Genomic DNA, 25,467 nt, shown 5'->3' on the forward strand with positions numbered 1-25,467 from the left:
ATCCCCGTCCGTATCCCCCACCTTCCTTTCGCCCGTCAGGGCGGGGACCCCTGCGCATGTCGAACGTCCTCAACATCGCCGACCGCCCCGGGCGCGACACGCGTCTGCTGGAGCAGGCGCGCGACGCCGCGATCCCGCCGCTGGTCGATGCCTTCGCGGTGGCGCTGGGACGTTTCGACGATGCGCTGTTCGACCGCGCCGAGCGCGCCGGTCCGTCCCAGATGGCTTTCCTCGATGCGATGCGCGAACTTCGCCGCCGCCGCGATGACATCATCGGGCGGTTCCGCGGCCAGTTGCAGCGCTCGTGGAAGGCGCTGGAAGCCGGCCAGCCGCTGTCGATCGAACGGGTCTTCCTGGAATCCGCCGAGGACACCCTCAGCCTGGTGTCCGAGCAGGAGCTGGAATCGCGCCTGGCCGTGCGCAACTTCGCCAACGTCATCCAGCGCGAGTGCAAGCCGGTGCTGGCGCGGCTGGACCGCCGCCTGGGCTGGATCGCCGGCGACATCACGCTGGATGCCGACCTCAACCCGATCGGCCCCGAGCACATCGGCGTGGCCGTGCACCAGGGTTTCGCCGGCTGCGATCTGGCGCCCGACGTGCGGCTGGTGGTGATCAAACTGTGCGAGCGCGACTTCGTGCCCGCCATCGCGCGTATCTACGCCTCGCTCGACCAGCGCCTGATGCAGGTCGGCGTGATGCCGGAGCTGCCGGCGCGCCGCGCACCGACCCCCGCCGCCGCGGCAGCCGCCGAGGAACTGGACGTCAGCGGCGACGGTGAGGAGCCCGGTGCCCCCGCGTGGGCGGCGCGTTTCCTCAATCGCATGGCCGGCGTTAGTCGCGGGCTGCAGGCCAGCCAGCCGGCCCCGGCCCCGAGCGGATTCGGCGACGTGCCGCCCGGTTACGCGTCCGGCCCGGGCGCGCAGGGCGTGCTGCTGGAGGCGCTGCACCACCTGCTGCAGGAATCGCGCCGCGGCCGCGACGCCGGCGACGCAACGGAAGCGCGTGCGGTCGATCCGCGCCAGCGCGACCTCTCGCAGCGCGAGATGCTGTCGGTCCTGTCGCTGCTGCAGGCCTCGCCCAGCGCCACCTTGCGTGCCGCCATCGGCGATACCGGCGAGTCCCTGTCGCAGCGGCTGAAGAATGAAGTGCTCAGCAGCGCCACCCAGTTGGGCGTGGATCCGTCGCAGGCGCGGTTGGCGCCGGTCGACGAGGACGCCATCGACCTGGTCGGCATGCTGTTCGACGTGATGCTCGACGAGCGCGATCTGGAAGGCCGTCCGCGCGAGCTGATCGGCCGGCTGGTGGTGCCGTTCGTGAAGGTGGCGCTGCTGGACCGCCGCATGTTCGTGCAGAAGACCCATCCGGCGCGCCGCCTGCTCAACGTGCTGGCCGAGGCCTGCGAGGGCAACAACGGCGAGAGCGCCGCCGAGCGCACCCTGCTGACCAAGGTCGAGGAAGTGGTCGACCGCCTGGTCGCCGAGTTCAACGAGAACCTGGCCATCTTCCTGACCCTGGAAGAAGAGTTCCGCGCCTTCCTTGAGCAGCACCGCCGTCGCATCGAGATCGCCGAGCGCCGCGCCGCCGAGATCCAGCGCGGGCAGGAGCGGCTGGAAGCCGCGCGCGCGCGCATGACCTCCGAACTGGACGAACGCCTGAGTGGCCGCCGCGTGCCGCAGGCCATCGAGGATTTCCTGCGCCAGCCGTGGGCGCACCACGTCACCATGACCGTGCTGCGCGAAGGCGACGACGGCACCGGACTGCGCGAATCGCTCGCGCTCGCCGATGGCATTCTCGAGGAACTGACCGAAGCCCAGCGCCATGTGGTCGGCAAGCCGTGGCTGCAGGCGTGGCGCACGGACATGCTGAAGGTGTTCGCCAGCGTCGGCATGAACCAGGACGCCGCGGCAGGCGCCGTCGACGCGCTGCACGACACCCTGCAGGCCGTCGCGGCCGCGCGTCCGGATCTGGAAAAGGCGCTGCCGGAACTGCCGCAGGTGGTGCTGCCCAAGCCCGTCGTCGACGACGACACCACGCCGATCCAACTGGTGGGCGGGGCCGATACGCTCGACTTCGACCACAGCGACGCCGACCACTTCCGCGGCCTGCCGATCGGTACCTGGCTGGACTTCATCGACAAGGACAACAAGGTGCAGGCGGGCAAGCTGTCGTGGGTCAGCCCGATCTCCTCGCGCCTGCTGTTCGTCAACCGTCGCGGCGTGCGCTTCTGCGTGGCCTCGCCCGAGGAACTGGCGGCGATGGTGCGGCTCGGCCGCCTGCGCACGCACCAGAGCGAAGACGCCTTCGACAGCGCCATGCAGGGCGTGATCGAGCGCCTGGAACCGGCCCCCTCGGCGACCACGCCCGCCTGAGCCGATCGCCTCCGCGCGGCCCTGCCGCGCTCTGTTAGCATCGCGGCACGGATGACCTAACGACGAGGGGCGCAATGGCGGTCGAAGTTCGGGTACTGAAGGAAACCGCCGCAGGCGAGCGCCGCGTGGCTGCGACGCCGGAAACCGTCCGGAAACTCATCGCCGCCGGTGCGCGGGTGAGCGTGGAGCAGGGCGCCGGCGAGGGCGCGGGCTTCCTCGACAGCGCCTACGCCGATGCCGGCGCCGACACCGTCGATGGCCAGGGCCGCGCCAGCGCCGACCTGGTGCTGTGCGTGCAGCCGCCGTCGCCCGATGCCATCGCCGGCTTCAAGTCCGGCGCTACCTTGGTGGGGATGCTGCAGCCCGCGGCCGATCCCGCCCGCGCCGCCGCGCTGCAGGCGAACGGCATCCAGGCGTTCCCGCTCGAGCGCTTGCCGCGCACGACGCGCGCGCAGGCGATGGACGTGCTGAGCTCGCAGGCCGGCATGGCCGGCTACAAGGCGGTGCTGATCGCCGCGCAGCTCGCACCGCGCTTCTTTCCCATGCTGACCACCGCCGCCGGCACGATCCGCCCGTCGAAGGTGCTGATCGTCGGCGCCGGTGTCGCAGGGCTGCAGGGCGTGGCGACGGCCAAGCGCCTGGGTGCGCAGGTGGAAGGCTTCGATGTGCGTCCGGAAACGCGCGAGCAGATCGAATCGCTGGGCGGCAAGTTCCTCGACCTCGGCGTCAGTGCGGCCGGCGAAGGCGGCTACGCGCGCCAGCTGACCGAAGAGGAGCGCGCGCTGCAGCAGCAGCGCCTGGCCGACCATCTCAAGGGTATCGACGTGGTGGTCTGCACGGCCGCCGTGCCGGGCCGGCGGGCACCGAAGATCATCTCCACGGCCATGGTCGAGGGCATGAAGCCGGGCAGCGTCATCGTCGATCTCGCGGCGGAAACCGGCGGCAACTGCGAACTGACGCGGCCGGGCGACACCTATCCGCACAACGGCGTGACGATTGCCGGACCGCTGAATCTCGCCAGTCTGGGGGCCGTGCACGCCAGCGAGATGTATGCGCGCAACGTGCTGAATTTCGTCGCGCTGTTCGTCAGGGACGGCGCGCTGCAGTTCGACTGGAACGACGAGTTGTTGGTGAAAACCGTGTGGCCTGACCGGCCCGCGGCGACGAACGCCGCCGCCTGACCGTCGGGCTCAGCGTTCGGGCCGCCGGTCGCGATCGCGTCGCGGCGGCGCATTGTCGCGGATCCAGGCCTCGCGCTGTTCCGGCGTCATCTTCTTCCACTGCTCGCGCAACGCATCGCGCTGTTCCGGCGTGAGGGTCTTCATGTGGCCGTAGAGCGCGCGCGCCTGGCGGCGCTGTTCGGGATTCATGTTCTCGAAGCGTTTCATGCCGTGGCGCGCCTGCGCGCGCTGTTCCGGCGTGAGCGCCTGCCAGCGCTGCGCACGTTCCAGCATGCGCGCGCGCTCGTCGGGTTCGCGGTTCCAGCGGTCGCGCACCGGCGCGATCAAGGCCTCGCGCTGCTGCGGCGTCAGCTTGTCCCAGTCGGGCAGCGACGCGGGCGAGGACTGGGCCAGCGCCTGGCCACTGGCGAGCGCCAGGCCCAGGGCAAGGATGCGAAGAGCGGGGGCCTTCATCGGTTCGACTCCATGGCGAGGGGCTGGGCGTCGGCGGATGCCAGCCAGAGATACAGATCGGGATCTTCATCCAGGGCGCTGGGCACGGCGAGTTCGTCGGCCAGGCTGTCCGCCTGCGCGACCGCGGTCGTCACCGCAGGCGTCGTGGCCTGCGGCGTGCGGGGCAGCCATTGCACACCCACGCCCACGGCCAGCACCGCGGAGAACGCCGTGGCGGTCAACCAGCGCCACGTGCGGGCGCGGCCGGCGGCCGGAGCCTGTTGTCCGGCATCGTGGCGGGCGGCACGCAGGCGCATCAGCGTCTGCGGCGAGACCTGCGCCAGGGCGGCCTGGTGCAGGCGCCGGGCCTGCTGGTCCAAGCCAGTGCCGTCATCGTGGGCGGGGTTCATCGGAATTCCTCCAGTTGCTTTTGCAGGGCGTCGCGCGCGCGGGACAGATGGGTCTTCACCGATCCCTCCGAGCAGCCCATCGCGCGCGCGGTGTCGGCCACATCCAGTTCTTCCAGTACGCGCAGGGTGAACGCCTCGCGCTGGCGCGCAGGCAAGCCGCGCAGCGCCTGCACCAGACGCGTATAGGCCTCGCGCTGGTCATGGGCCTGTGCCGGACCGGCGCCCTGGTCGGGTGCCCAGTCCACCGGACCCTCGTCGCCGCGGTCGCCGGTCGGCAGCAGCCAGCGCAGCCGGAAGCCGGCGCGGCGCTGCAGGTCGACGATGCGCCGGCGCAGGATGCTCCAGAACAGCGGCGACCATTCACCGGCCGGCCGCTCGCGATAGGCCAGCATCTTCATCATCGCGTCCTGCACCGCATCCAGCGCGTCCTCGCGATGGCGCAGGCCGGCTTCGGCGAAGCGGAACGCACGCGGTCCGATGTCCGCCAGGAACAGCTCGATGGTCGCCGCCAGCGGGGCGGGCGACGACGTTTCCGGCAACGGACTGGGAGAGGTGCTCACCAACATAGAGTAGCGGCCGCTGCCGTGAATCAGCCGCGACGGTCGAGGCGTCGATCGATGCGATCGCCGCGACGGTCCCAGTGGGCTTCGGCGCGTTCGCCCCGGTGGTCCAGGCGTGCGTCGATGCGGTCGCCACGACGTTCCAGCCGGTTGGCGGCATGTGGACGGCCATGCTGGTCGGCCCACCGGGCGCTGCGGTCGAAGCGGCGCTCGATGCGGTCGCCGCGCAGGTCCAGGCGATGCTCGATGCGGTCGCCCTTGCGGTCCAGGCGCTGGTCGATGCGATCGCCACGGTCGCCGGCGGCGGCCGTGCCGGTGGCAGCCAGCAGCAGTACGGTCAGGCCCAGCAATGACATGCGCTTCATGATCGGCTCCTCTCGTGGGGTGGATGGTGCAAGCAGGGAAACGCCCGGGATGGCGGTTGGTTGACGCCGGTGCGCGCCCCACCGGCGGGTTCAGGTGCGGTTATGATGCGGAAGCACCGGCCACGGCCCGTGCATCGACAACGTGGACAGGATGGGGGAGCGGATGAGCGACGGGTTCGTGGCGCTGTACATCTTCATGCTGGCGGCCATCGCCGGGCACGTGATCATTTCCCGCGTGCCGGTGATCCTGCACACGCCGCTGATGTCGGGTTCCAACTTCATCCACGGCATCGTGCTGATCGGCGCGATGGTGGTGCTGGGTCATGCCGACACGACACTGGAGAAGGCCATCGGCTTCGTCGCGGTGCTGCTGGGCGCCGGCAACGCGGCCGGCGGCTACGTGGTCACCGAGCGGATGCTCGACATGTTCAAGAGCAGCAAGAAGCCGGGAGACGCCAAATGAGCGCGCTCACCCTGGTGAAGCTGAGCTACTTCGTCGCGGCCACGCTGTTCCTGCTGGGCCTGCAGCGCATGGCCAGCCCGAAGACCGCGCGCAGCGGCATCCAGTGGGCCGGCATGGGCATGCTGATCGCCACCGTCGCCACGTTCTTCCTGCCCGGCCTGCACAACATCGGCCTGATGGTTGCGGCCATCGTGATCGGCGTGGGCCTGAACTGGGTGTGGGGCAAGAAGGTCGCCATCACCGACATGCCGCAGATGGTGGCGCTGTTCAACGGCATGGGGGGCGGTTCGGCGGCGGCCATCGGTGCGGTGGAACTGGTGCGCTATTCGTCAGGCGAACCGGCACCGTCCACGTTCACGCTGTCGCTCGCCGTCATCGGCGCGCTGATCGGTGCGGTGTCGCTGACCGGGTCGGTGATCGCCTGGGCCAAGCTCGACGGGCGCATGGACAAGCGCTACACGTTCCCCGGCCAGCAGTGGTTCAACGCGCTGGTCGCCCTTGCCGCCGTGGCCTGCGGCGCGATGGCGCTGACCACGCTGGCGATGCCGTGGATCATTGCCTTCTTCGTGCTGTCGCTGGCGCTGGGCGTGTTGATGACGCTGCCCATCGGCGGTGCCGACATGCCGGTGGTGATCTCGCTGTACAACGCCTTCACCGGCCTGGCGGTGGCGTTCGAGGGCTACGTGCTGGGCAACGAGGCGCTGATCATCGCCGGCACCATGGTCGGCGCGGCCGGCATGCTGCTGACGCGACTGATGGCCAAGGCGATGAACCGCAAGATCAGCAACGTGCTGTTCTCCAACTTCGGCGGCAGCAGTGCGGCCATGCAGGAGATCGGCGGTTCGATGAAGCCGATCGAGGCCGCCGACGTGGCCGCGATGATGGCCTATGCCGAGCGCGTGGTGATCGTGCCCGGCTACGGCCTGGCGGTGGCGCAGGCGCAGCACAAGATCTGGGAACTCAGCCAGAAGCTGATGGATCGCGGGGTCAAGGTGAAGTTCGCCATCCATCCGGTCGCCGGCCGCATGCCGGGCCACATGAACGTGCTGCTGGCCGAAGCCGGGGTGCCGTACGACCTGATCGCCGACATGGACGACATCAATCCCGAGTTCGCCAACACCGACGTGTCGCTGGTGATCGGTGCCAACGACGTGGTGAACCCGGTGGCCAAGACCGATCCGGCCTCGCCGATCTACGGCATGCCGATCCTCGACGTGGTCAACTCCAAGAACACCATCGTCATCAAGCGTGGCAAGGGTACCGGTTTCGCCGGCATCGAGAACGCGCTGTTCTACGCCGACAACACCCGCATGCTGTACGGCGATGGGTCCGAGATGGCCAATGCGCTGGTCAGCGAACTGAAGGCGCTGGACGGCGGGCACTGAACGCACGCACCTGCACCAGCGGCAAAGAAAAAGCCGGGCATCGCCCGGCTTTTTCATGGCGTGCGGCACGCCGCATCAGAACCTGACCTTGGCGGTGATGCCGTACGCGCGCGGTTGGCCGGCGACGAAGGTCGGCGTGCCGAACTGGCGGCCGGTGTTGCCGGCATCGATCAGGTAGTCCTCGCCGGTCAGGTTGCTGCCCCACACACCGATGTCCCAGCGGCCGTCGGCGAGCGTCACGCCCATGCGCAGGTTGAACAGGCCGTACGCGTCCTGTTCCAGGCCCGGGGTGTTCTCGTCTTCGAAGAACACCTTCGACTTCCAGCTGTAGGACGGGCGCAGGTAGAAGCTGGCGGCGCCCATCGGCATGCGCCAGTCCATGCCGATCGCGGCGGCGTGGTCCGGGGTCAGGCGGAAACGGTGGCCGGCATAGAGCTGCGGATTGCCGTCGTCGTCACGGTCATCGAAGCGCGCGTGGGTCCAGGCGTAGTTGGCGAACAGCACCAGGCCCGTCGCCAGCTCGCCGGTGATCGAGGCTTCCACGCCCTTGGCGGTGGCATTGCCGCCATTGGTCGGGATCAGGAACGGCGCGCCGCCGCTGGGATTGGGGATCTGCGTCTGGAAGTCGCTGTAGTCGTACCAGTAGGCGGACACGTCATAGGCCAGGCGCCCGCCGGCGGTGCCGCCCTTGATGCCCACCTCGTAGCTGTTGACGATCTCCGCCGGCAGCACCTGGCTGCGCTGCGGCGTGATGTCGATGACGTTCGGACGGCGGCCGCGCGAGACGGTGGCGAAGGCGCTCAGCGTCGGCGAGAACGTATAGCGCGCGGCCACGCGGCCGACCACCGAATCGAAGTCCTCGCTGCGCTCCAGCTTGCCGGCGGTGGCGCTGTTGAGGATGTTGTTGCCGGCCAGCGGCGCGGGCGCACCGGCGCCCAGGCCGTTGAACAGCGTCGGCGCGTTGCCGGCGAAGCCCTGGTAGCCCGCGGTCTGCGTTTCCCATGTCGCGCGCAGGCCGGCGCTCAATTCCAGCGATGGCGTCGCGCGCCACGTACCGTCCAGGAACACGTCCCACGCTTCCGTCGTGCCGTAGTTGGCGAAGGCTTCGCGGTGGTCCGGATTGAGCAGCGCGTGCAGGCCGCCCGGCAGCGTATACGACACGAAGGGATCGCCGTCCGCGCCGAACAGCGGGATCGCCGGGAACGGAATGCCGCCGAGCAGCGCGCCGATCTGCTGGCGGAAGGCCGCGTTCTGCGAGAGCAACGCCAACAGGCTGCGCTCGTCGGTGGCGAACGGCACGTACTGCGAGCCGTCCTCGACGAAGTAGCTGGCGCCGAAGAAGCCGGCGAAGGTATCGCCGTTGTCGAAGTTGAAGCGGACCTCCTGGCTCCACTGGTCGCCTTCGGCGATCTCGGCGAACTCCATCGCCTTCAGGCGTGAGCCGTCGGCGTCGAATTCCTCGTGCGAATCGAAGCTGCGCCAGCCGCCGATGGTGTCCAGCGTCCAGTTCTCGCCCAGCGCGAACGAGCCCAGCGCGGTCAGGCTGCGCACGGTGCGGTCCAGCCCGAGTTCTTCGCCGCGGTTGAGCTCGGCGTCCGCGTACGGCGTGGTGTTGCCCTGGCGGTTGGGGATCGTGCCGCTGATGAAGGCGGTGCCGGGCGGCGTGTCCTTCTGGTAGTTGGCGATCAGGTCGATCCGGCTGGCCTCGCCGATCAGCGCGCCCAGGCTGGCGCGCACCGCCGTGGTGTCCTTGCCGTTGAGCGTGCCGCCGGCGGCGTTGTCGATGCTGCCGTCGCGCTCCTCATGGAACACCGCCACGCGCGCGGCCAGCGCTTCCGGTGCGATCTGCGCGTTGAAGTAGCCGCTGGCCAGCCGCTGGCTGTCGCTGCCGGTGCCGACTTCGAAGGCGCCACTGGTGGCGTCCTTGGCCTTGTTCTGGATGTAGTGCACGGCGCCGACCTGGGCGGCGCGGCCGAACAGCGTGCCCTGCGGACCACGCAGCACTTCCACGCGCTCCATGTCGAACAGGGCCGCCGAGGCGCCGCGCGAGCGGCTGATCGACACGCCGTCCTGGAACACCGAGATGCGCGGCTGCACATTGGCTTCGCCGCTGTCGGAGGTGATGCCGCGGATCACGTAGCCGGGATTGTTGGGGCTCTGTTCCTGCACCTGCAGGCCGGGCACGAAACCGGCCAGATCGCCCAGCGTGGTCATGCCCTGGCGGTCGAGGAAGTCGCCGGAGTAGGCGGTGATCGCGATCGGCACTTCCGACACCTGCTGCTCGCGCTTCTGCGCGGTCACCACGATGGTGTCCAGCTGCGTGGCGCTGCCGGCATCCGGCGCGTCGGCCTGCTGCGCCAGCACGGCGGCAGGACAGGCCAGCGCCACGCAGAGCGCGACGGTGAGGGAGCGGCGGGCAGGGTGACGCGCGGTGCGGGTGCTGGGAGTCATGGCGGGCCGTGGAGAAGGGAGGGAAGGCGATGCATCGCACGCAAGGCGCGACGAGACGACGGCACAGGCTGACCGCTCCATGTTGCCGCGCCATGACGGGCGCGATTGCCACATCACCGCAACCTGCGCCGGCGATGCTGCGCGGCTTCGCGACATGGAGCCCTGCGTGAACGCATCCGATCCCTCCGCGCTGCGCCCCTCGCGCCGTGCGTTCCTCAAGCTCACGCTGGCCGCCGCCAGCCTGCCGTTCGCGAGCCGCTGGTTTCCCGCCCGGGCCATGCCCGCGATGCGGCGCGATGCGTTTCCGCAGTCGGTCGCGTCCGGGGATCCGCGGCCGGACCGCGTGCTGCTGTGGACGCGCGTGCCCGATGCGGCCGGGGGCGATGTCGCCGTGCGCCTGCAGGTGGCCGACGATGCCGCGTTCTCGCAACTGCGCATCGAGCGCGAGCTCACCGCGCGCGCCGAGCACGACCACTGCCTGCGCGTGCGCGTGCAGGACCTGCAGCCGGGACGGCGCTACCACTTCCGCTTCCTGCGTCGCGAAGGCAACGCGTGGGTCTCGTCGCCGGTGGGCATGACGCGCACCGCTCCCGCCGCGGATGCGCCGACGCCGCCGCTGCGTTTCGCCTTCATGAGCTGCCAGGACTACGGTGGGCGCTGGTACAACAGCCTGGTGCCGCTGCTGCAGGAAGACCTCGACTTCGTGCTGCACCTGGGCGACTTCGTCTACGAATCGGTCGGCGACACCAGTTTCCAGCGCGCCGATGGCGCACGCGGCATCGTCTTCGACGACATGGACGGTGCGCTGCGGGTGGGCGCCGTGGGCGGCGGCTACCTCGCCGCGGCCAGCCTGGACAACTACCGCCAGCTGCATCGCCAGTACCGCACCGACAGCGCGCTGCAGGCGCTGCTGATCGCCATCTGGGACGACCACGAGTTCAGCGACGACTGCTGGCAGGACCACGCGACCTATGAGGACGGCCGGCAGGAGGAAGGCGATGCCCGCCGTCGCCGCAACGCCGAGCGCGCCTATTTCGAGTACATGCCCGTCGATGTCGAGGTCGGCGAAGTGGACGCCGCCGGCGTACAGGCGGTGGACGAAGCGCGCCTGCATCCGCATGCACGGCTCTGGCGACGGCTGGACTACGGGCGCGATGCCAGCCTGTTGTTGCTCGACTATCGCAGCCATCGGCCGGACCATCCGATTCCGGAGGATGCGTTCCCGGGCGCGCTGGCGTACGACGAAGCCGCACTGCGGCGACTGGCCCCGCAACTGGGCATGGCATGGCCGACGCTGGCGGCGGCGCTGATGCCGTACCTGGATCTCGCCGACGACCGCTGGAAGACCCTGCGCAAGCCGCTACGGCGCGCGCTGACCCGGGCCTACACCGACGCCGGCGTGGACCGGAAGGCTGCCGCGGCGCGGGCGGCGACCCTGTCCGCCCAGCCGATGGCGGTGTACGTGGTGCGCGATGTGCTGGCGCGCTACAACGCCGCGGTACCTGGCTTCATGGGCGTCGAGCTTCCGCCGGAAGCCGGCGACGACTATCCGCGCGGCCTGCCGTGGCTGGCGTTCGGCAAGAGCGCGCTCTTCAGCCACCTCGGCAGCCGCTACATGGTGGTGAAGGACAGCTACGACCTGCTGCTCGCCCTGCGCCAGGCCGAGGGTGCCTTGCCGCCCGCGCTGGGCGACGCCCAGCAGGCGTGGCTGGCCACGCAGCTGGATCAGGACGCGTCGCGCACCTTCCTCGTCGCCAGTTCGGTCTCGATGACGCCGATGGTGCTGGACCTGTCCCATCCCGCGCTCGATGCGCCGCCGCTGCTGCGAAGGAAGTTCTACCTCAACGTCGATCAGTGGGATGGCTTCGGCGTGCAGCGCGATGCGCTGGTGGCGGCGCTGGACCGCACGGCCGGCGCGGTGGTGCTGTCGGGCGACATCCATGCCAGTTTCGCCACCCGGCATTCCGGCAAGACCGTGGAGTTCACGGCGCCGGCGATCTCGTCGTCCACGCTCTCGGCCATCATGGCGGACGCGGCGAAGGCCGATCCCGCCACCGCTGCGGCGGGCGAGCGCCTGGTCGCCGGACTGGATGCCCTGCTGGCGGCCGGAGACCCACGCATCCGCCACGCGCAGACGCGTCACCACGGCGTTGGCCTGTTCCAGCGCGATGCCGCCGGTGCCTGCGACGTTCGGTTCCTGCTGCTGCCGGCAGACCTGTGCGGCCAGCGGCTCTACGACGACGCGACCCGCATCGAAGCGGCATTGCTGCGTGAAACGTTCTCGGTCACCTTGGCGCCGAATGGCGAGCGCGTGCTGCGGACGCCGGCCTGAGGTGGCCTCAGCGCGTCCACCACGCCGCCAGCAGCGGCGCCACCAGCAATGCCACCACATCCAGCGGCGTGGTGGTCAGGGAAATCAGCGTCCACGCGTGGTGCGCGCCCAGCCGCAACACCGAATCCCAGGGACTGAGCCCGAACGGGAAGCCCATCTGGGTGGCGGCGATCGTCCACAGCGCCAGCGCGCAGATCGCCACCGTGACCAGCGCCGCCAGCACCGCGCGCCGCGGGCCGGCGGCCATGCCGCCCAGGCGCACGACCAGCACCACGTCCAGCGCAGCCAGCAGGGCCATCCAGCCGGCCTGCCGTTGCAGGTAGACCGCCAGCGCCACCCAGATCACCAGCACGCAGGCACTGGCCAGCACGAGCATCAGGGGAACAAGCCAGCGGGCGTTGCGACGCGGGGCAGGGGACATGGAGACTCCGGCAGGGCCGCCAAGGATACGGCCTGAACGCGACCGCCGGGGCGCGGGCGTTACAATAGGCCGCCTTGCAGCGCCCCACGCGCGCCCCCATCTGGTCCGGCATGTATTCCCGCAGCAGCGAACCCGTCCAATTCTCCCGCGACTGCGCCGCCGTGCTGGTGCCGCAGGGCGAACTCGTCACCCTGCCGGCCGGCAGCTATGGCTACATCACCCAGGCACTGGGTGGCAGCTATACCGTCTTCGTCGAGGGCAACCTGATGCGCATCGCCGGCCGCGATGCCGACGCCATCGGCAAGGAACCGTCCGAGCCGCTGTCGCTGCCCGCCGATGCCAGCGACGAGGAAGTCGAAGCCCTGGTGTGGAACCAGCTGCGCACCTGCTTCGATCCGGAAATCCCGTTCAACATCGTCGACCTCGGCCTGGTGTACGAAGCCAACCTCACCACCCGCGAAGATGGCCAGCGCGGCGTCGACGTGAAGATGACGCTGACCGCGCCCGGCTGCGGCATGGGCGAGATCCTGGTCGACGACGTGCGCAGCAAGCTGGAGATGATCCCCACCGTCGCCGAGGCCGATGTCGAGCTGGTGTTCGACCCGCCGTGGGGCCGCCACATGATGTCCGATGCCGCCAAGCTGGAAACCGGCATGCTCTGAGCCTCCGGGCTCGCCACCGCAGAACCCGTCAGGAAGGAAGAGATGAACGTGATGAACGCCGCCCCGTTGACCTACCGCGTCACCCGCAACGAGAAGGCCCGCACGGCCGCCGAGCGCGACGCCATCCTCGCCAGTCCCGGGTTCGGCCTGCACTTCACCGACCACATGGTCGCCATCACCTGGGACAAGGCACAGGGCTGGCACGACGCCGAAGTGCGCGCCTACGGTCCGCTGTCGCTCGACCCGGCCGCCTCGGTGCTGCATTACGGCCAGGAGATCTTCGAGGGCATCAAGGCCTATCGCCACGCCGACGGTTCCATCTGGACCTTCCGTCCTGCCGCCAACGGCAAGCGCCTGCAGCGCTCGGCCGCACGCCTGGCACTGCCGCCGCTGCCGGTCGACGAGTTCGTCGAATCGCTGCGCCAGCTGGTCGCCATTGATGGCGACTGGGTGCCGTCGGCGCCGGAGACCAGCCTGTACTTCCGTCCCTTCATCATCGCCACCGAGGCCTTCCTCGGGGTGCGTGCCGCGCAGCAGGCCGGCTACTACGTCATCGCCAGCCCGGCCGGCGCGTACTTCGCCAAGGGCGTGGCGCCGGTGGCCATCTGGCTGTCCGAGGACTATGCGCGCGCGGCCAAGGGCGGCACCGGCGCGGCCAAGTGCGGCGGCAACTACGCCGCGTCGCTGCTGCCGCAGCAGGAAGCGCAGGCGCAGGGCTGCTCGCAGGTGCTGTTCCTCGACCCGGTGGAAGGCAAGTACCTGGAAGAGCTGGGCGGCATGAACGTGTTCCTCGTCTACAAGGACGGCCACATCGTCACGCCGGAACTGTCGGGCAGCATCCTGGAAGGCATCACCCGCGACAGCATCATCCAGATCGCACGCGACCGCGGCCACGCCGTGGAAGAGCGCAAGGTCTCCATCGACGAATGGAAGCAGGGCGTCGCCTCGGGCGAGATCGTCGAAGTCTTCGCCTGCGGCACCGCCGCCGTGATCACCCCGATCGGCCAGCTCAAGGGCAAGGGCTTTGAGGTCGGCGACCTCACCGCGCCGGCCGGCGAAGTGACCATGGGCATCCGCAAGGAGCTCACCGACATCCAGTACGGTCGCCTGCCGGACCGCCATGGCTGGCTGGTGAAGTTGCGCGACTGAGGCGCGTTGCATGGCAAAAAAAAGCCCGCTGAAAAGCGGGCTTTTTTTATGTCTTCGGATTGCGCAAACGCGAATAAAAAATTCGCACTCGTCACGCGCAAACCACGTAAATGAATCTACCTGCGCATGTCCACCGGTGACCTGCACTTCATGCGTGTATCCCGGTGATTACGTTTGCAACATGCCGATGCGAAGTGTGTCTTTCATCGCTGATTCATGTGCGCGCACTCCGTTAGCGTCGTCGTTGCGCTGTGCATCGCATGGCGTGCATCCGGTCGAACGCAACAGCCCGTCCACCCCCTCCCGTAGCAGCCCTGCGCCCTCGACCGGGTTATTGCCGCATTGGCGGCCTTTCATTTCTATTTTGAGGGAGAGTCTGATGTCTGGAATTGCAAAGCGTGGTTCGCGTGTACGCCTGCTGTGCCTGTCGTCCGCCGTGCTGGCATCGCTGTACGCGTTGCCGGCGATGGCCGGTCGCGTGGACATGAGCGGCCTGCAGGTCGAAGAACCGGGCGGCTACGACCGCTTCATCGTCAAGTACCGCGACGGCAGCACGGAGAGTGCCGATGCGACGCAATTGCAGCGTTCGCTGAGCACGGCGGCCGCCACCGGCGTCGCCAAGCGCGGCGGCCGCGCGCTGGGCCTGCAGAAGCTGCGCCGCCTGGCGGCGGGCGGGGCGGACGTGGTGCGTGCCGACCGCAAGCTGGACCGGGTGGAAGCCGAATCGCTGATGCGCCAGCTGGCGGCCGATCCGAACGTCGAATACGTGGAAGTCGACCAGCGCATGTATCCGGTGCTGACGCCCAACGATACGCGCCTGTCCGAGCAGTGGGGCTTCGGCACCACGGCGTCGGGCATCAACGTGCGTCCGGCGTGGGACAAGTCCACCGGCGCGGGCGTGGTGGTGGCGGTCATCGACACCGGCATCACCAACCATGCCGACCTCAACGCCAACATCCTGCCGGGCTACGACTTCATCAGCGACACCTTCGTCTCGCGCGACGGCAACGGCCGCGATGCCAACCCGAACGACGAAGGCGACTGGAACCCGGTGGCGAACGAGTGCTACAGCGGCTCGCCGGTCAGCAACTCCAGTTGGCACGGCACCCACGTGGCCGGCACGGTCGCGGCGGTGACCAACAACGCCACCGGCGTGGCCGGTACCGCGTTCGGCGCCAAGGTGGTGCCGGTGCGCGTGCTGGGACGCTGCGGCGGCCTGACCTCGGACATCGCCGATGCCATCACCTGGGCCTCGGGCGGCACCGTCAGCGGCGTGCCCGCCAATGCCAATCCGGCCGAAGTGATCAACATGTCGCTGGGTGGCGGCGGCAGCTGCTCCACCACCTACCAGAACGCGATCAACGGGGCGGTCGGTCGCGGCACCACCGTGGTGGTGGCAGCCGGCAACAGCAACACCAACGTGTCCAGCGCGGTGCCGGCGAACTGCCCCAACGTGGTGGCGGTGGCAGCGACCACGTCGGCCGGTTCGCGTGCCAGCTTCTCCAACTACGGCACCGGCATCGACATCTCCGCGCCGGGCGCGAGCATCCTGTCCACGCTCAACACCGGCAGCACCACGCCGGGCAGCGCCAGCTACGCGTCGTACAACGGCACCTCGATGGCGGCCCCGCACGTGGCCGGCGTGGTGGCGCTGATGCAGGCGGCCGCGCCTTCGCCGCTGACCCCGGCGCAGGTGGAGAGCATCCTGAAGAGCACCGCGCGTGCGTTGCCGGGCACGTGCTCGGGCGGTTGCGGCGCGGGCATCGCCAATGCCGACGGTGCGGTGGTGGCGGCGCAGGGCGGCACGCCCCCGGGCGGCGGCACGCAGACCTATACCAACGGCACCGATGTCAGCATTCCCGACAACAACACCACCGGCGTGACCAGCACCATCGCCGTGTCGGGCCGTACCGGCAACGCGCCGAGCAATGCGCAGGTGGCGGTGAACATCGTGCACACGTACAAGGGCGACCTGATCGTCGACCTGCTGGCGCCGGACGGTTCGGTGTACGTGCTGCACAACCGCAGCGGCGGCAGTGCCGACAACATCAACCAGACCTACACGGTCAACCTGTCCGGCGAAGCCCTCAACGGCAGCTGGCGCCTGCGCGCCCGCGACCGTGCCTCGGCCGACGTGGGCTACATCAACAGCTGGAGCATCACCTTCTGAGGATCCCCTGAGGGGAACGCGCAGGATGCGCATGGCGAATCCCCGGCTCCGCGCCGGGGATTCGACGTTTCCGGGTTGCGCGCATGCGGCCCGACGGATGGAGGCCTCCAGCGAGGCGCAGCGCCGGCATTTGCTTATACTCGGTACGCATGGACCTCTGGCTGGACATCGTGGCTGCCGACGGGACCGCACTGCCGCCGGGCAGCGCGCTGAGGGTCGAAGTGCGCGACGCCTCCTGGGCGGATGGTCCGGCCCGTGTCCTGCATCGCATGGAAACCCGCACGCCGGCCGACGCGGCGCTGTTTCCCGTCGAGCTGCGCCTGGATGCGCGGGCAGCCGGCGCCATCGTCTGGGTGCACCTGGATGCGGATGGCGACGGCAAGGTCTCCGTCGGCGACTACATCACGACGCAATCGTATCCATTGGCATCGCACGCGGCCGCGCGGATGCGCGTGGAACTGCGTCGGGTAGGCTGAGCGCACGCCCCGCCAGCCAGTCGGCGATCGCCGAGGCAATCGGCAGCTCGGTGCGGTCCTCGATGAACAGGAACTCGCCCGCAGTGTTCACCTCGAAGAAGTAGTACTCGTCATCCGGCGTGCGCCGCAGGTCGATCGCCCCGTAGACCAGGCCAAGCCGTTCCATCAGTGCCAGCACGCGGTCGTGGACGTCCGCGGGCAGGACCTCGGCGGTGATCGTGGCTTCGCCCACGTTGCGACGGAAATCGATCGAGCCGGCGCGCGGCGTCCAGGCGATGGCGGCCGGAAATAGCCTGCCGTCGACCACGGTGACGCGAAGGTCGGCGCGGGCGGGCACGTACTCCTGGAAGATCACCGGTGCGACCTGCACGGTGTCCAGCTGGGCGTGGTCCGCTTCCCGCAGCATGCGCGTCTCCCGCCAGATGGCGTGGGTGCACGAGAAGGTCTTGTAGATCACATCCCGTGGCGCGAGATCGCGGATGAAGCCGCGCGCCTCGTCCGGATCGGAGGTGATCAGCGTGCGCGGCGTGCGCAGCCCGACTTCCGCCGCCACCCGCAACTGGCGGGCCTTGCGCGACGCGGCGTCGTCGCGGTTCGGCTCGTTCATCCAGCGCGCGTCCTGCAGCAGTTGCCAGAGGCCGTTCAGTGCCTCGTTCCACTCGTTGGCGGTGAACATGTGGGTCTGCGGATCGGTCACCTCCGACAGGTCCGGTGCCTGTGGGCGCCGCCACCAGACGGCGCTCGCGTCGTGCAGCGGATGGACCGTGCCGTCGGCCTGGCGGTAGCGGATCTGCGGACGCGGCCCGTGCCGGTAGTCCACCGTCAGGGTCGCGTGCCGGGGCAGCTGGGCCAGGTCCAGCAACAGGACCGGCTCGCCGCGTTCTTCCAGGCAACGGATCACGCGCATGGCGTGTGCATCGTCCGGATGGGAGATCACCACGATCATCACCGCCTCCTCAGCCGGCCGCGCCGTCGTCCTGCCGCAGCATCTGCTCCAGCAGCGCGCGGGTCTGGTCGTACTGGGCCTGCAGCGAGCCGCGGGCGGCATCCAGCCGCGCCAGTTCTTCCGCCAGCTGGTGCAGTTCGTTGTCCAGCTCCGCCGCCGTGCCTGCGGCGCCGGCGGCCGTGGCCTCGTGCGGCGTGGCCACCGCGAACGGCGTGCTGCCGACGAGCGCGGGATTGAGCTGCGGATTGAGCTGCGGGTTGACCAGGATGGGCGGCCGTCCGGGCGTGAACACGTTCTCGGCCAGGGTCGGGCCGGGGTCGAACACGCCTTCCTTGACCGTGTCGCGGATCTGTTCCTTCAGCGTGTCGGTGATCAGTTCCTTGCGCGTGTCCAGCCGGATGTCCTTGATCTGCTCCTTGCGCGTATCGAAGATCTGTTCCTTGCGCGTATCGGCGATGTTGTCCTTGATCGATTCCTTGATGGTCACGGCGGGGCAGCGCGAATTGACCGCCGCGATATCGCCGGCCGACAGCGCCGCGCGCTGGCCGATCACCGTGCCGGGCGGCACCGTGCCGATCGGCGTGATGGTATTGCTGCCGTCCACGCTGAACGCGTTCAGCGGGTAATGCATGATCGAGCCGTAGTCGTAAGGCCCGATGTCGTCGCCGTCGGTGATGTGCTGGTTGAAGTTGTGCTCGAAGCCGGACTGGATCTTCTCCCAGTTGATGCGGACGAACGTGTCGCGGTCCTCGCGGCTCTGTTCGTGCCACAGCCCGACCACATGGCCGATCTCGTGGATCGTGTTGCCCAGCGTGCAGCCCGCGGCGAGGTTGACGAACTGCTGGCCGCCGCGCCGCCCGACCTGCGCGGAGCAGCCCGAGCCGGTGCGGAAGGTGACGAAGTCGGCTTCGGTTGTCCGCGGCACGAAGCGGAAGCGCGTATTGGCCTCCCAGTGCGCGATCGCGTCGGTTACCCGCTGCTGGTTGGGCAGCGCTGCGTCGATGGTGAAGGGCACGCGGCAGTTGGGCCACTGGAACTGCGCGCCGGAGATCATCACCGCATGCACGACGCCCGATGCGCTTTCCTCGCGCAGCATGTCCGACATGCGCTCCACTTCCTCCACCGTGCCCAGCACGATGTCGCCTTCGAACATCGCCATGCCATCGACTTCGACGTACTGCACGGGCCTGACGCCGAAGGTGTCGCCGCGGATCAGCGCGGTACGCACCGGCCCCGCGCCCCTGAACTCACCCGTCCTGCCGCTGCCGCCATCGTTCGCTCCGCCGCCTGCGGCGCGCGACGGGGGGTTCTTCTTGGTTGCCATGTCCGGATCTCCTGTTGGATGAACTGCCTTCCTCGCGAGGGGCGAGCGCGGCGGCGCATGCGCCCCGTGGACGATCACGCCGCGACTGCAGCAGAGGAGAGGGCCGGTGATATGCGGGAAGCGCCTTGCTCAGGAAGGGCTTCGGGCATCGCGATCGCGCGTCGATCACGTGCGTGCGGTCGTGTTCCGCTCTGCTTCACCCTTCAACAACGCGCAGGTCCCGGTGCACGGGCCAGCCACGACATACCGCTCGTCAGCACACGCGACGGAATCGACTACATTCATGTACATGGCTTCGCGCATGCGTCATGCGCGGTCAGATCTCGGCGCAAGTGTCACATTCTGGGGATGCGCTCGACGCGATGTCGCGAGGGGACGGGGTAGAACCCTGTAGACAGGCTTCGAGCTTGTCCTTGCATTCTTCAGCTTTTCTAGCGCACGGCCACGTGCATATCACATTGCTGTCGTCCCGATCGTTGCCAAAAAACAAAGCATCGCCATGCGACTACATGCATTTCCTTCGCGCGAGGTGTAGGAACGTGGCGATCACCGCCCCATGCCTATGTAACGCAGGCAGCGAGCAGGAAGGGGCGATGTCTGAAAGGAGAACCCGATATGTCGATCAGTAGCCCGGCAGCGCCCATGAGTTTGGTGTTTGCGCTGTCGCTCGCAGCCTGCGCCTCTGTGCCAAGCGAAGCTCAGAGCGGTGCGCGTTCTCCGCAACATGGGCAGGCTGCAAACTCGTACGCCGTGACAGGCAATCATCAAGCATCTTTCTACACAGAAGAGGTTGCGATGGGCGCCGATTGCAGCGCTGGTGCAACCACCGATGAGCCATTGGAAGACATGGCCTGCACGGGCAAGCTGCCAGAACACTTTGCCTCGTTCATTCGCAACATTCCGGACCAGCACCCGCTCTTGGTAGAGTCCGAGCGGGAACGACTCTCCGGATCAAGACATAGTTTCAGATTCGTCAAGGGTATGGGTCAGCGTCACGATATCCTCGCGGTTCTCGATTCCTACAGTCCATTCTGGATCCGGTCCTTCGAGGCTCCTGATCCGGACGTCACCGTGTACATGGTGTATGGCCCCGAGTGTGAAGAGTTGCCCATCAGGAGCTCGGCGCGGGAGCGTCGGTGTCGTCCTGCAGGCATGTACCAACGCAAGTTCACGCTCTATCGGGTGGAGAAGGATCAGGTGCCCCGGGATGTGACGTCCGAAGCATCGCCGCCGCCGCCGCGCATGAATGCTCAAGAGCATGTCCGTTATGGAGCATACATTCGAGAGAGGGGTGACGCCGTCGATAGCGACGTCCACATGGATGTCAGCAGGCTGGCCTATGTTCCGGTACTGCGCTGGGTGCTACGCCCTGTACAGGAGGGCGAGTATCAGCCGCCCGACATGCCGTCATCGGATCCGCGCGCCTTTGAGGATTACTACTGGGGCAAGAGAAACGTAGCCCACTTTGGCTTCCTGGTTTGGAATGGAAGGCGCATGGAACTGCGCGAGACGATCTCCACGGCGCTCTGGCCTTGCCGAATCTCTGGATCGGCTTCGTCCACGTGTGACGCCGGATACGACAGTCACGCGGATCGCTATCTCGTCCCTGTCTCTACCCAACGGCCAGGAGGGCCAAATGACGAATCCTCATCCGACCAATGAGACCGACATCGACATTCGCGCGGCCGCGGACGGGGTGATCGAGCACCTTCAGCAAGGGCGGGGCGCGGAGGCGTTTCGTATGCTTGAACAAGAGCGCACAGGTGAGAGGCTGGTCGTGCAGGAGGCCCTGGATCGTTACGTTGCGGTAGGGGCAAGCGTGGAGCTGGATCGGATGGGGGGACAACAGGCGCCGGAAATGGCTCCCATACTCGAGCGCCTGCAGCAGTCGACTCGCCCACCTCGCATGCCCGAGTACAACGACAGGGACGCGGCCGCACCCAATGAGCTGGTTGGCCTGACTCAGGATCAGAGATTCGACGTTTATGCGAGCATGGTGGAAGTGCGTGGAAATCGTGATGCTTTCGACGCGCTGAGGAATGGGGACAGCGTGATTCTCTGGCTCCGAAAGGAGACGTCCACAGTAGCGGCCATGGACGACCCACGCATTCCCGGAGCCCATGATCGAGAGTTGCGCCGGGGCACCGGCGTGTATGGCGACCACATCGTGGTACTACGGAAGGATCTGGACGGAAGCCGGCACTGGTTCATTGCCGATCGCGCGAACACCGAGCCAACAGCGCAATACGATGCGCATGCGCGCCCCGCGCCTGGTCGAGAGGACACGGTCTACGCAAACGTCCAGTGGCGTCGGCCGCAGGGAGAGCGAGCGGACAATGATGCGATTCCGGACCTCGGGCGCATGGCGGAAGGTTCCTTTGAAATGTTGAGAGCCACGCATCCCGCCAGGGGTAACGCCAATGACTTCTCGTTGAGGCCAACCCCCGAGCAGGCGAGCGCGCCCCGCAATGCCGATCTTGTCCAGCGCGATACGAATGGCGACGGGTGGTTCACCCAGGATGACATCGACGGCATTCGACGGTTGAACAATTCTTTCAAGATCCATGCTGGATCGCCTCACAACACGGACTCGGCAGGTTGTCAGACCATCCATCCTGCGGATTACGGTGAATTCATTGCCGCCGTCTTGGGGAATCGTGAACAGACACGTTGGCAGTACGTGTTGACTTCCACCGAGGGCGGACCTTTTCACGACGTGGACCGTGAGGTTGGACAAAGTGTGGAGCAACCGCAATCTTCACCGGACGGGCGGCAAGAAGCGCGCGCCAATGATCGCTTTGTCGGACAGGAGGTCGATGCTCATGCTCCGCTTGATTCTGTGGGCGACCGCTACCTCGCCGCCGTCATGTCTGGCGACAGCGCTGCGGCGGACCGCGCGGCGACCGAGTTCGCGCGCTCCGCTGAAGGTCGGGACATGGAGGCGCAGGGCGAACGCTGGCTCGCGCAACACCAGGCTTCCGAACAGGCCGTGTCGCAGGACCGCCAGATGGCGCGCTAGACCCGCGTCGGGTCCACCCATTCACAAGGATGTCGAGAACAAGGGAGTCGCCATGGAAGACGTCAATGCGGTAACCGCGAGCGCCACGTCAGCCGATGCCATCAAGGCGCTGATGGTGTTGCGAGCGGAGATGGTCCAGAGGGAGGCGCGCATGAGCGCGGCCATCAATGAACAGGTGCAGTCGCTGCGGAACGAGGTCGGCCAGTTCCGTCGCGATGTCGCCGGCATCGTGGACAGCGCCAGCGTGCGCATCACCCACGAAGCCCGTGATGCGGTGTCGCCGGTGACGGCCGAGTATGGTGCCGCAGTGGCGGGCACATCGGCGCAGATCAGGAGCGCCGGTCGCATGGTCTGGATGTGGCTCGCGGCCGCTGGCACGGTGCTCGTGTTGGCGGTATTCGTGGCCTGGACGGTCCTGGGCTACTACCGGCGCGAACTGGCCAGCACGAAGGAAGAGCTCCAGCGCTACGAGGACGCCGTGCCCGTCGTCCAGGCGTTCTATGCCTCCGATGCGGTGATCTGCGGAGGCGTCATTTGTGTCCACACCGATCCTGCCGGGGCACGTGTGGGCGAGAAGGGGCAGTACCGCGCCGCGAGACGGAGACGCTAGCTTGGGGGAGCGGTCATGTGCGTGTGGGGACCCAGTCGCTGCGGCAATCTGGTCGGTCCTGATCCTCGTCGAGGATATGCGGCGCATCCTTGCCCAGCATCGGGATAACGCTAAGAAAGACGTCAGCCCGTACCGGCGGCAGGCTTGTGCGCTGGCGGTGCCAGCCGCAACCATCGGGCCAATTCGTCCCGCGTCACCGGCTTGGAGAAGTGATACCCCTGGCCGATGTCGCAGCCGAGTGCGCGCAGTTGCGCCATGGTCTCGGCATCCTCGACGCCCTCGGCGACTACACGCATGCCCAGGCTCTGGGCGAGGGTGATGCTGGTGGCGACGATCGGCAGCTTGGCGTGCCGCATGTCGCCGACGAATGAGCGGTCGAGCTTGATCTCGGTGATCGGGAAGCGGGCGATGCGCACCAGGGACGAATGTCCCGTGCCGAAGTCGTCGATGGAGAACGCCACGCCCACCGCATCCAGCGCGGCGACCACGCGATCGGGAATGGCGCCCGCGCTGAGTGCCGCCCCCTCGGTGATCTCGAGCGTCAGCAGGTGGCCCGGCAACCGGTGCCGGAGCAGCGCGTTGGCGACGCGTTCCGGCAGATCCATTTCCTCGAGATTCGCTGCGGCCAGATTGATGGAGACACCAATCTCGTGGCCCGACGCACGCCACTGCGCGAGGTCTTCGAGCGCGCGATCCAGCACGAAGTCGGTGACCGCACGGATCAGATCGGTGCGCTCTACCGCAGGCAGGAATGCTTCCGGACACCGCGTGTCCCAGCGCAGCAGCGCTTCGGCGCCATGCACGGCGCCTGTCCGCAGGTCGACCAGCGGCTGGTAATGCAGGTCGAGGTCGCCGGCGGCAAGTGCGTGGCGTACTTCGCCGACGAGTTCGCGTTCGCGAGCGGCCGAGCGCGTGGTGCGCAGGACCTTGAGCAGCGCGTGCCAGATCCGGTGCATCGCCGCCGCCAGGCCCAGCGCCACCAGCACCACCGACACGGCGGGAACCGCAATCCATTCGTTCGCCGCCAGCAGTACGATACCGAACAGCACACCCAGCACGACCGCCGCATGGATGCGTATCTCGGCGCCCATGAAGCTGGTGCTGCGGTCATGGGCCGGTTGCCATGCGGCAGCCGCCGCCAGCGCCGGGCCGAGCGGGTAGAGCGCGTTGGAGCCGATCATGCCCGGCACCGGGCCGGTGGCGGCAGCCTCCAGCGTCCAGGCGGTGTCGGCGACGCCCAGCGTGAGGATCGCGGCGGCGAGCAGCACCCAGGCGGCACTCACCTGCCTGCCGGCGAGCGCGAACGCCACCACGGCGATGGCAGCCAGAATGCTGTCGCCGACCTGATAGGCGACGACGACGAGTCGCCCCAGTTCCCCCAGGCTCTCGGTCGCCAGCAGCGGCGGCAGCGCCACGGCCGTCACCAAGCCGGCGGTCACCAGCGTGATGGTCAGGATGTCCGTGAGCAGCGCCGTTCCCAGTCCACTCAACTGGCGCCCCAATTGGAACAGCGCTGCCATCGCGAACGGATACAGCGACATCCAGAACAGGTCGATGGGGCCCGGTGATATCCACGGGTTTCCCATGGCCTCGCCACCCAGGTGCAATATCCAGCCCAGCGTCCACGGCGTGAAACCCAAGGCGAGCAGCGCCCAAGCCGAACGCTCTTCGCGCACACGAACTGCCCGCAGGTAAAGCATCGCGACAGCGCCCACCATCAACGCAACGTAGATCCCGTGCGTGAACCAGTGCGCGTCGACGCCCGCCGCCAAGCCTGCCCAGTATCCGAGCAGCATGGCAGCAAATCCCACATGTACCGCGCGTCGTGTCGTCATCTGCATCCGCTCCGGTGAAGGTGCGGCAGAGGAAGCCCGGGCTGGTTGCGCTGTCGGCTTCCCTGCTCGTCCGGAGTCGGTTTGCGTTATCCCGGCACGCCTGCGGCGATGCCGAGATCTCCGGTGTCTGCATGGACGCCGTGGCGTCCGGAAACAGGCCAAGTCGTGGTGCCTCGTTCCCGTCGCGATGATCCTCCCGTCGAACAGGGCTGTCACGCGTGCTGCGCGTGTGATGCGTCGGAAGCATCGCAAGCCGGCATCACGGTATGGTTTGAGGCGCAGAAGATGTGTCAGCGTCTATTGTGTGATGTGACAGTGGAGGTCGGGAAACGGGGATGGAGAGATGAGGCAGAGACCCATTCGGTTCTTTGTCGCGGGCTCAGACCGCAGGTATCGGCGGTCATGTCGATCCGGAGCGGGCCTGTTCGTCGGTTAGGCAAGGCAGAACACGCGTGACCACGTGGCGATGCGGCTGCCTCATTCCATGGTGAGCAAACTGCAATGGCGACGAACGAAAAGATGAAAGGCCCGGCTTCCTACTTCCCCTCCATAGAAAAGCAATACGGAAAGCCAGTCGAGCACTGGTTCAAGATCCTGGAGGCCGTCAGCGATCTGAAGCACATGGAGCAGGTGGCGTTGTTGAAGACGGAGCACAAGATGGGCCACGGGCATGCGAATGCACTGGTGGCATATCAAAAGGCGAAGCGCGCGGGTTAGGAGGCGACGCTCGCCCTATGTGCCGTGACATTCGCGGCAGCGGCATAGGTTGGGGTGAGCTTGCGAACCCCAACGCGCGGTGAAGGTGATGGGTCCTTGAGTTCTCGGCGTGCGCGGTTGGCTTGCCTCGTGGACGCTTCCGTGCAGAGGACGGAGACGGTGTTGGGCTTCGCTGCGCTCACCCCAACCT

At 67.9% G+C, this 25,467-nt stretch carries 22 protein-coding genes and 1 pseudogene; 14 read left to right on the top strand and 9 right to left on the bottom strand.

What is annotated here, in order from left to right:
- Positions 1-56: 56 nt before the first annotated feature.
- A complete protein-coding gene (locus MMG85_RS14075; RefSeq protein ID WP_241046594.1) occupies positions 57-2,369 on the top strand; it encodes a DUF1631 domain-containing protein in 2,313 nt (770 codons plus the stop codon).
- A 74-nt stretch (positions 2,370-2,443) separates the two neighbouring features.
- Complete coding sequence (locus MMG85_RS14080; RefSeq protein ID WP_241046595.1) at positions 2,444-3,550, top strand: NAD(P) transhydrogenase subunit alpha; 1,107 nt, start codon at positions 2,444-2,446, stop codon at positions 3,548-3,550.
- Between the two features lie 9 nt (positions 3,551-3,559).
- Here MMG85_RS14080 and MMG85_RS14085 read toward each other — a convergent pair whose 3' ends face one another.
- The 4 genes from MMG85_RS14085 to MMG85_RS14100 are packed head-to-tail and all read right to left on the bottom strand — an operon-like array spanning position 3,560 to position 5,317.
- Positions 3,560-4,003 carry a DUF3106 domain-containing protein gene (locus MMG85_RS14085; protein ID WP_241046596.1) on the bottom strand — a complete coding sequence of 148 codons (444 nt, stop codon included), beginning with the start codon at positions 4,001-4,003 and terminating at the stop codon, positions 3,560-3,562.
- Entirely contained in the window at positions 4,000-4,392 is a 393-nt protein-coding gene (locus MMG85_RS14090; protein WP_241046597.1) for a hypothetical protein, read from the bottom strand. Before MMG85_RS14090 ends, MMG85_RS14085 begins: the two co-directional genes overlap by 4 nt.
- Positions 4,389-4,958 carry an RNA polymerase sigma factor gene (locus MMG85_RS14095; protein WP_241046598.1) on the bottom strand — a complete coding sequence of 190 codons (570 nt, stop codon included), beginning with the start codon at positions 4,956-4,958 and terminating at the stop codon, positions 4,389-4,391. Before MMG85_RS14095 ends, MMG85_RS14090 begins: the two co-directional genes overlap by 4 nt.
- A 23-nt stretch (positions 4,959-4,981) precedes the next feature.
- Positions 4,982-5,317: a hypothetical protein gene (locus MMG85_RS14100; protein ID WP_241046599.1), complete on the bottom strand. Its 336-nt coding sequence runs from the start codon at positions 5,315-5,317 to the stop codon at positions 4,982-4,984.
- Between the two features lie 163 nt (positions 5,318-5,480).
- On the opposite strand from MMG85_RS14100, the gene MMG85_RS14105 reads away from it, so the two are divergent.
- Together MMG85_RS14105 and MMG85_RS14110 are read left to right on the top strand one after the other, a co-directional pair.
- A complete protein-coding gene (locus MMG85_RS14105) occupies positions 5,481-5,780 on the top strand; it encodes an NAD(P) transhydrogenase subunit alpha (protein WP_055940657.1) in 300 nt (99 codons plus the stop codon).
- A complete protein-coding gene (locus MMG85_RS14110) occupies positions 5,777-7,165 on the top strand; it encodes an NAD(P)(+) transhydrogenase (Re/Si-specific) subunit beta (protein WP_241046600.1) in 1,389 nt (462 codons plus the stop codon). Before MMG85_RS14105 ends, MMG85_RS14110 begins: the two co-directional genes overlap by 4 nt.
- Before the next feature lie 75 nt (positions 7,166-7,240).
- Here MMG85_RS14110 and MMG85_RS14115 read toward each other — a convergent pair whose 3' ends face one another.
- Entirely contained in the window at positions 7,241-9,616 is a 2,376-nt protein-coding gene (locus MMG85_RS14115) for a TonB-dependent receptor (RefSeq protein WP_241046601.1), read from the bottom strand.
- Positions 9,617-9,782: 166 nt separating this feature from the next.
- Here MMG85_RS14115 and MMG85_RS14120 point away from each other — a divergent pair, with 166 nt between their 5' ends.
- On the top strand, positions 9,783-11,948 hold the full coding sequence (locus MMG85_RS14120; protein ID WP_241046602.1) for an alkaline phosphatase D family protein: 2,166 nt from the start codon (positions 9,783-9,785) through the stop codon (positions 11,946-11,948).
- Positions 11,949-11,955: 7 nt separating this feature from the next.
- On the opposite strand, the gene MMG85_RS14125 is transcribed toward MMG85_RS14120, so the two are convergent.
- Positions 11,956-12,369 (bottom strand): hypothetical protein, encoded by a 414-nt coding sequence (locus tag MMG85_RS14125; RefSeq protein ID WP_156383547.1) that lies wholly within the window; start codon positions 12,367-12,369, stop codon positions 11,956-11,958.
- A gap of 110 nt (positions 12,370-12,479) precedes the next feature.
- Between MMG85_RS14125 and sufT the strand changes: the two genes are divergently transcribed.
- From sufT to MMG85_RS14150, 5 genes and pseudogenes are all read left to right on the top strand, one after another.
- A complete protein-coding gene (sufT, locus tag MMG85_RS14130) occupies positions 12,480-13,031 on the top strand; it encodes a putative Fe-S cluster assembly protein SufT (RefSeq protein WP_241046603.1) in 552 nt (183 codons plus the stop codon).
- A gap of 51 nt (positions 13,032-13,082) precedes the next feature.
- A complete protein-coding gene (locus tag MMG85_RS14135) occupies positions 13,083-14,180 on the top strand; it encodes a branched-chain amino acid aminotransferase (RefSeq protein WP_241046633.1) in 1,098 nt (365 codons plus the stop codon).
- Between the two features lie 379 nt (positions 14,181-14,559).
- Positions 14,560-16,002 (top strand): annotated as a pseudogene (locus MMG85_RS14140) (S8 family peptidase); the annotation flags it as partial.
- Between the two features lie 114 nt (positions 16,003-16,116).
- Positions 16,117-16,350 (top strand): proprotein convertase P-domain-containing protein, encoded by a 234-nt coding sequence (locus MMG85_RS14145; RefSeq protein WP_345778858.1) that lies wholly within the window; start codon positions 16,117-16,119, stop codon positions 16,348-16,350.
- 149 nt (positions 16,351-16,499) lie between these two features.
- Positions 16,500-16,826: a YbaY family lipoprotein gene (locus MMG85_RS14150; RefSeq protein WP_241046604.1), complete on the top strand. Its 327-nt coding sequence runs from the start codon at positions 16,500-16,502 to the stop codon at positions 16,824-16,826.
- Here the strand turns inward: MMG85_RS14150 and MMG85_RS14155 are convergent.
- Together MMG85_RS14155 and MMG85_RS14160 are read right to left on the bottom strand one after the other, a co-directional pair.
- A complete protein-coding gene (locus MMG85_RS14155; protein ID WP_241046605.1) occupies positions 16,753-17,772 on the bottom strand; it encodes an MvdC/MvdD family ATP grasp protein in 1,020 nt (339 codons plus the stop codon). The two genes, MMG85_RS14150 and MMG85_RS14155, sit on opposite strands and share 74 nt — an antisense overlap.
- A gap of 10 nt (positions 17,773-17,782) precedes the next feature.
- Complete coding sequence (locus MMG85_RS14160) at positions 17,783-19,096, bottom strand: M12 family metallopeptidase (RefSeq protein ID WP_241046606.1); 1,314 nt, start codon at positions 19,094-19,096, stop codon at positions 17,783-17,785.
- 615 nt (positions 19,097-19,711) lie between these two features.
- Between MMG85_RS14160 and MMG85_RS14165 the strand changes: the two genes are divergently transcribed.
- Genes MMG85_RS14165 through MMG85_RS14175 form a run of 3 tightly spaced genes read left to right on the top strand, consistent with a single transcriptional unit; the run spans position 19,712 to position 22,725 of the window.
- Positions 19,712-20,758, top strand: a complete 1,047-nt coding sequence (locus MMG85_RS14165) for a hypothetical protein (RefSeq protein ID WP_241046607.1) — start codon at positions 19,712-19,714, stop codon at positions 20,756-20,758.
- On the top strand, positions 20,733-22,115 hold the full coding sequence (locus tag MMG85_RS14170; protein ID WP_241046608.1) for a hypothetical protein: 1,383 nt from the start codon (positions 20,733-20,735) through the stop codon (positions 22,113-22,115). The genes MMG85_RS14165 and MMG85_RS14170 overlap by 26 nt, the downstream gene beginning before the upstream one ends.
- 52 nt (positions 22,116-22,167) lie before the next feature.
- Positions 22,168-22,725: a hypothetical protein gene (locus MMG85_RS14175; protein WP_241046609.1), complete on the top strand. Its 558-nt coding sequence runs from the start codon at positions 22,168-22,170 to the stop codon at positions 22,723-22,725.
- A 122-nt stretch (positions 22,726-22,847) separates the two neighbouring features.
- On the opposite strand, the gene MMG85_RS14180 is transcribed toward MMG85_RS14175, so the two are convergent.
- Positions 22,848-24,521, bottom strand: a complete 1,674-nt coding sequence (locus MMG85_RS14180; protein WP_241046610.1) for an EAL domain-containing protein — start codon at positions 24,519-24,521, stop codon at positions 22,848-22,850.
- A gap of 540 nt (positions 24,522-25,061) precedes the next feature.
- On the opposite strand from MMG85_RS14180, the gene MMG85_RS14185 reads away from it, so the two are divergent.
- Entirely contained in the window at positions 25,062-25,277 is a 216-nt protein-coding gene (locus tag MMG85_RS14185) for a DUF4287 domain-containing protein (protein WP_241046611.1), read from the top strand.
- The last annotated feature ends 190 nt before the right edge of the window (positions 25,278-25,467 follow it).

The sequence above is a fragment of the Pseudoxanthomonas sp. LH2527 genome (genome assembly GCF_022539275.1).
GTDB lineage: Bacteria > Pseudomonadota > Gammaproteobacteria > Xanthomonadales > Xanthomonadaceae > Pseudoxanthomonas_A.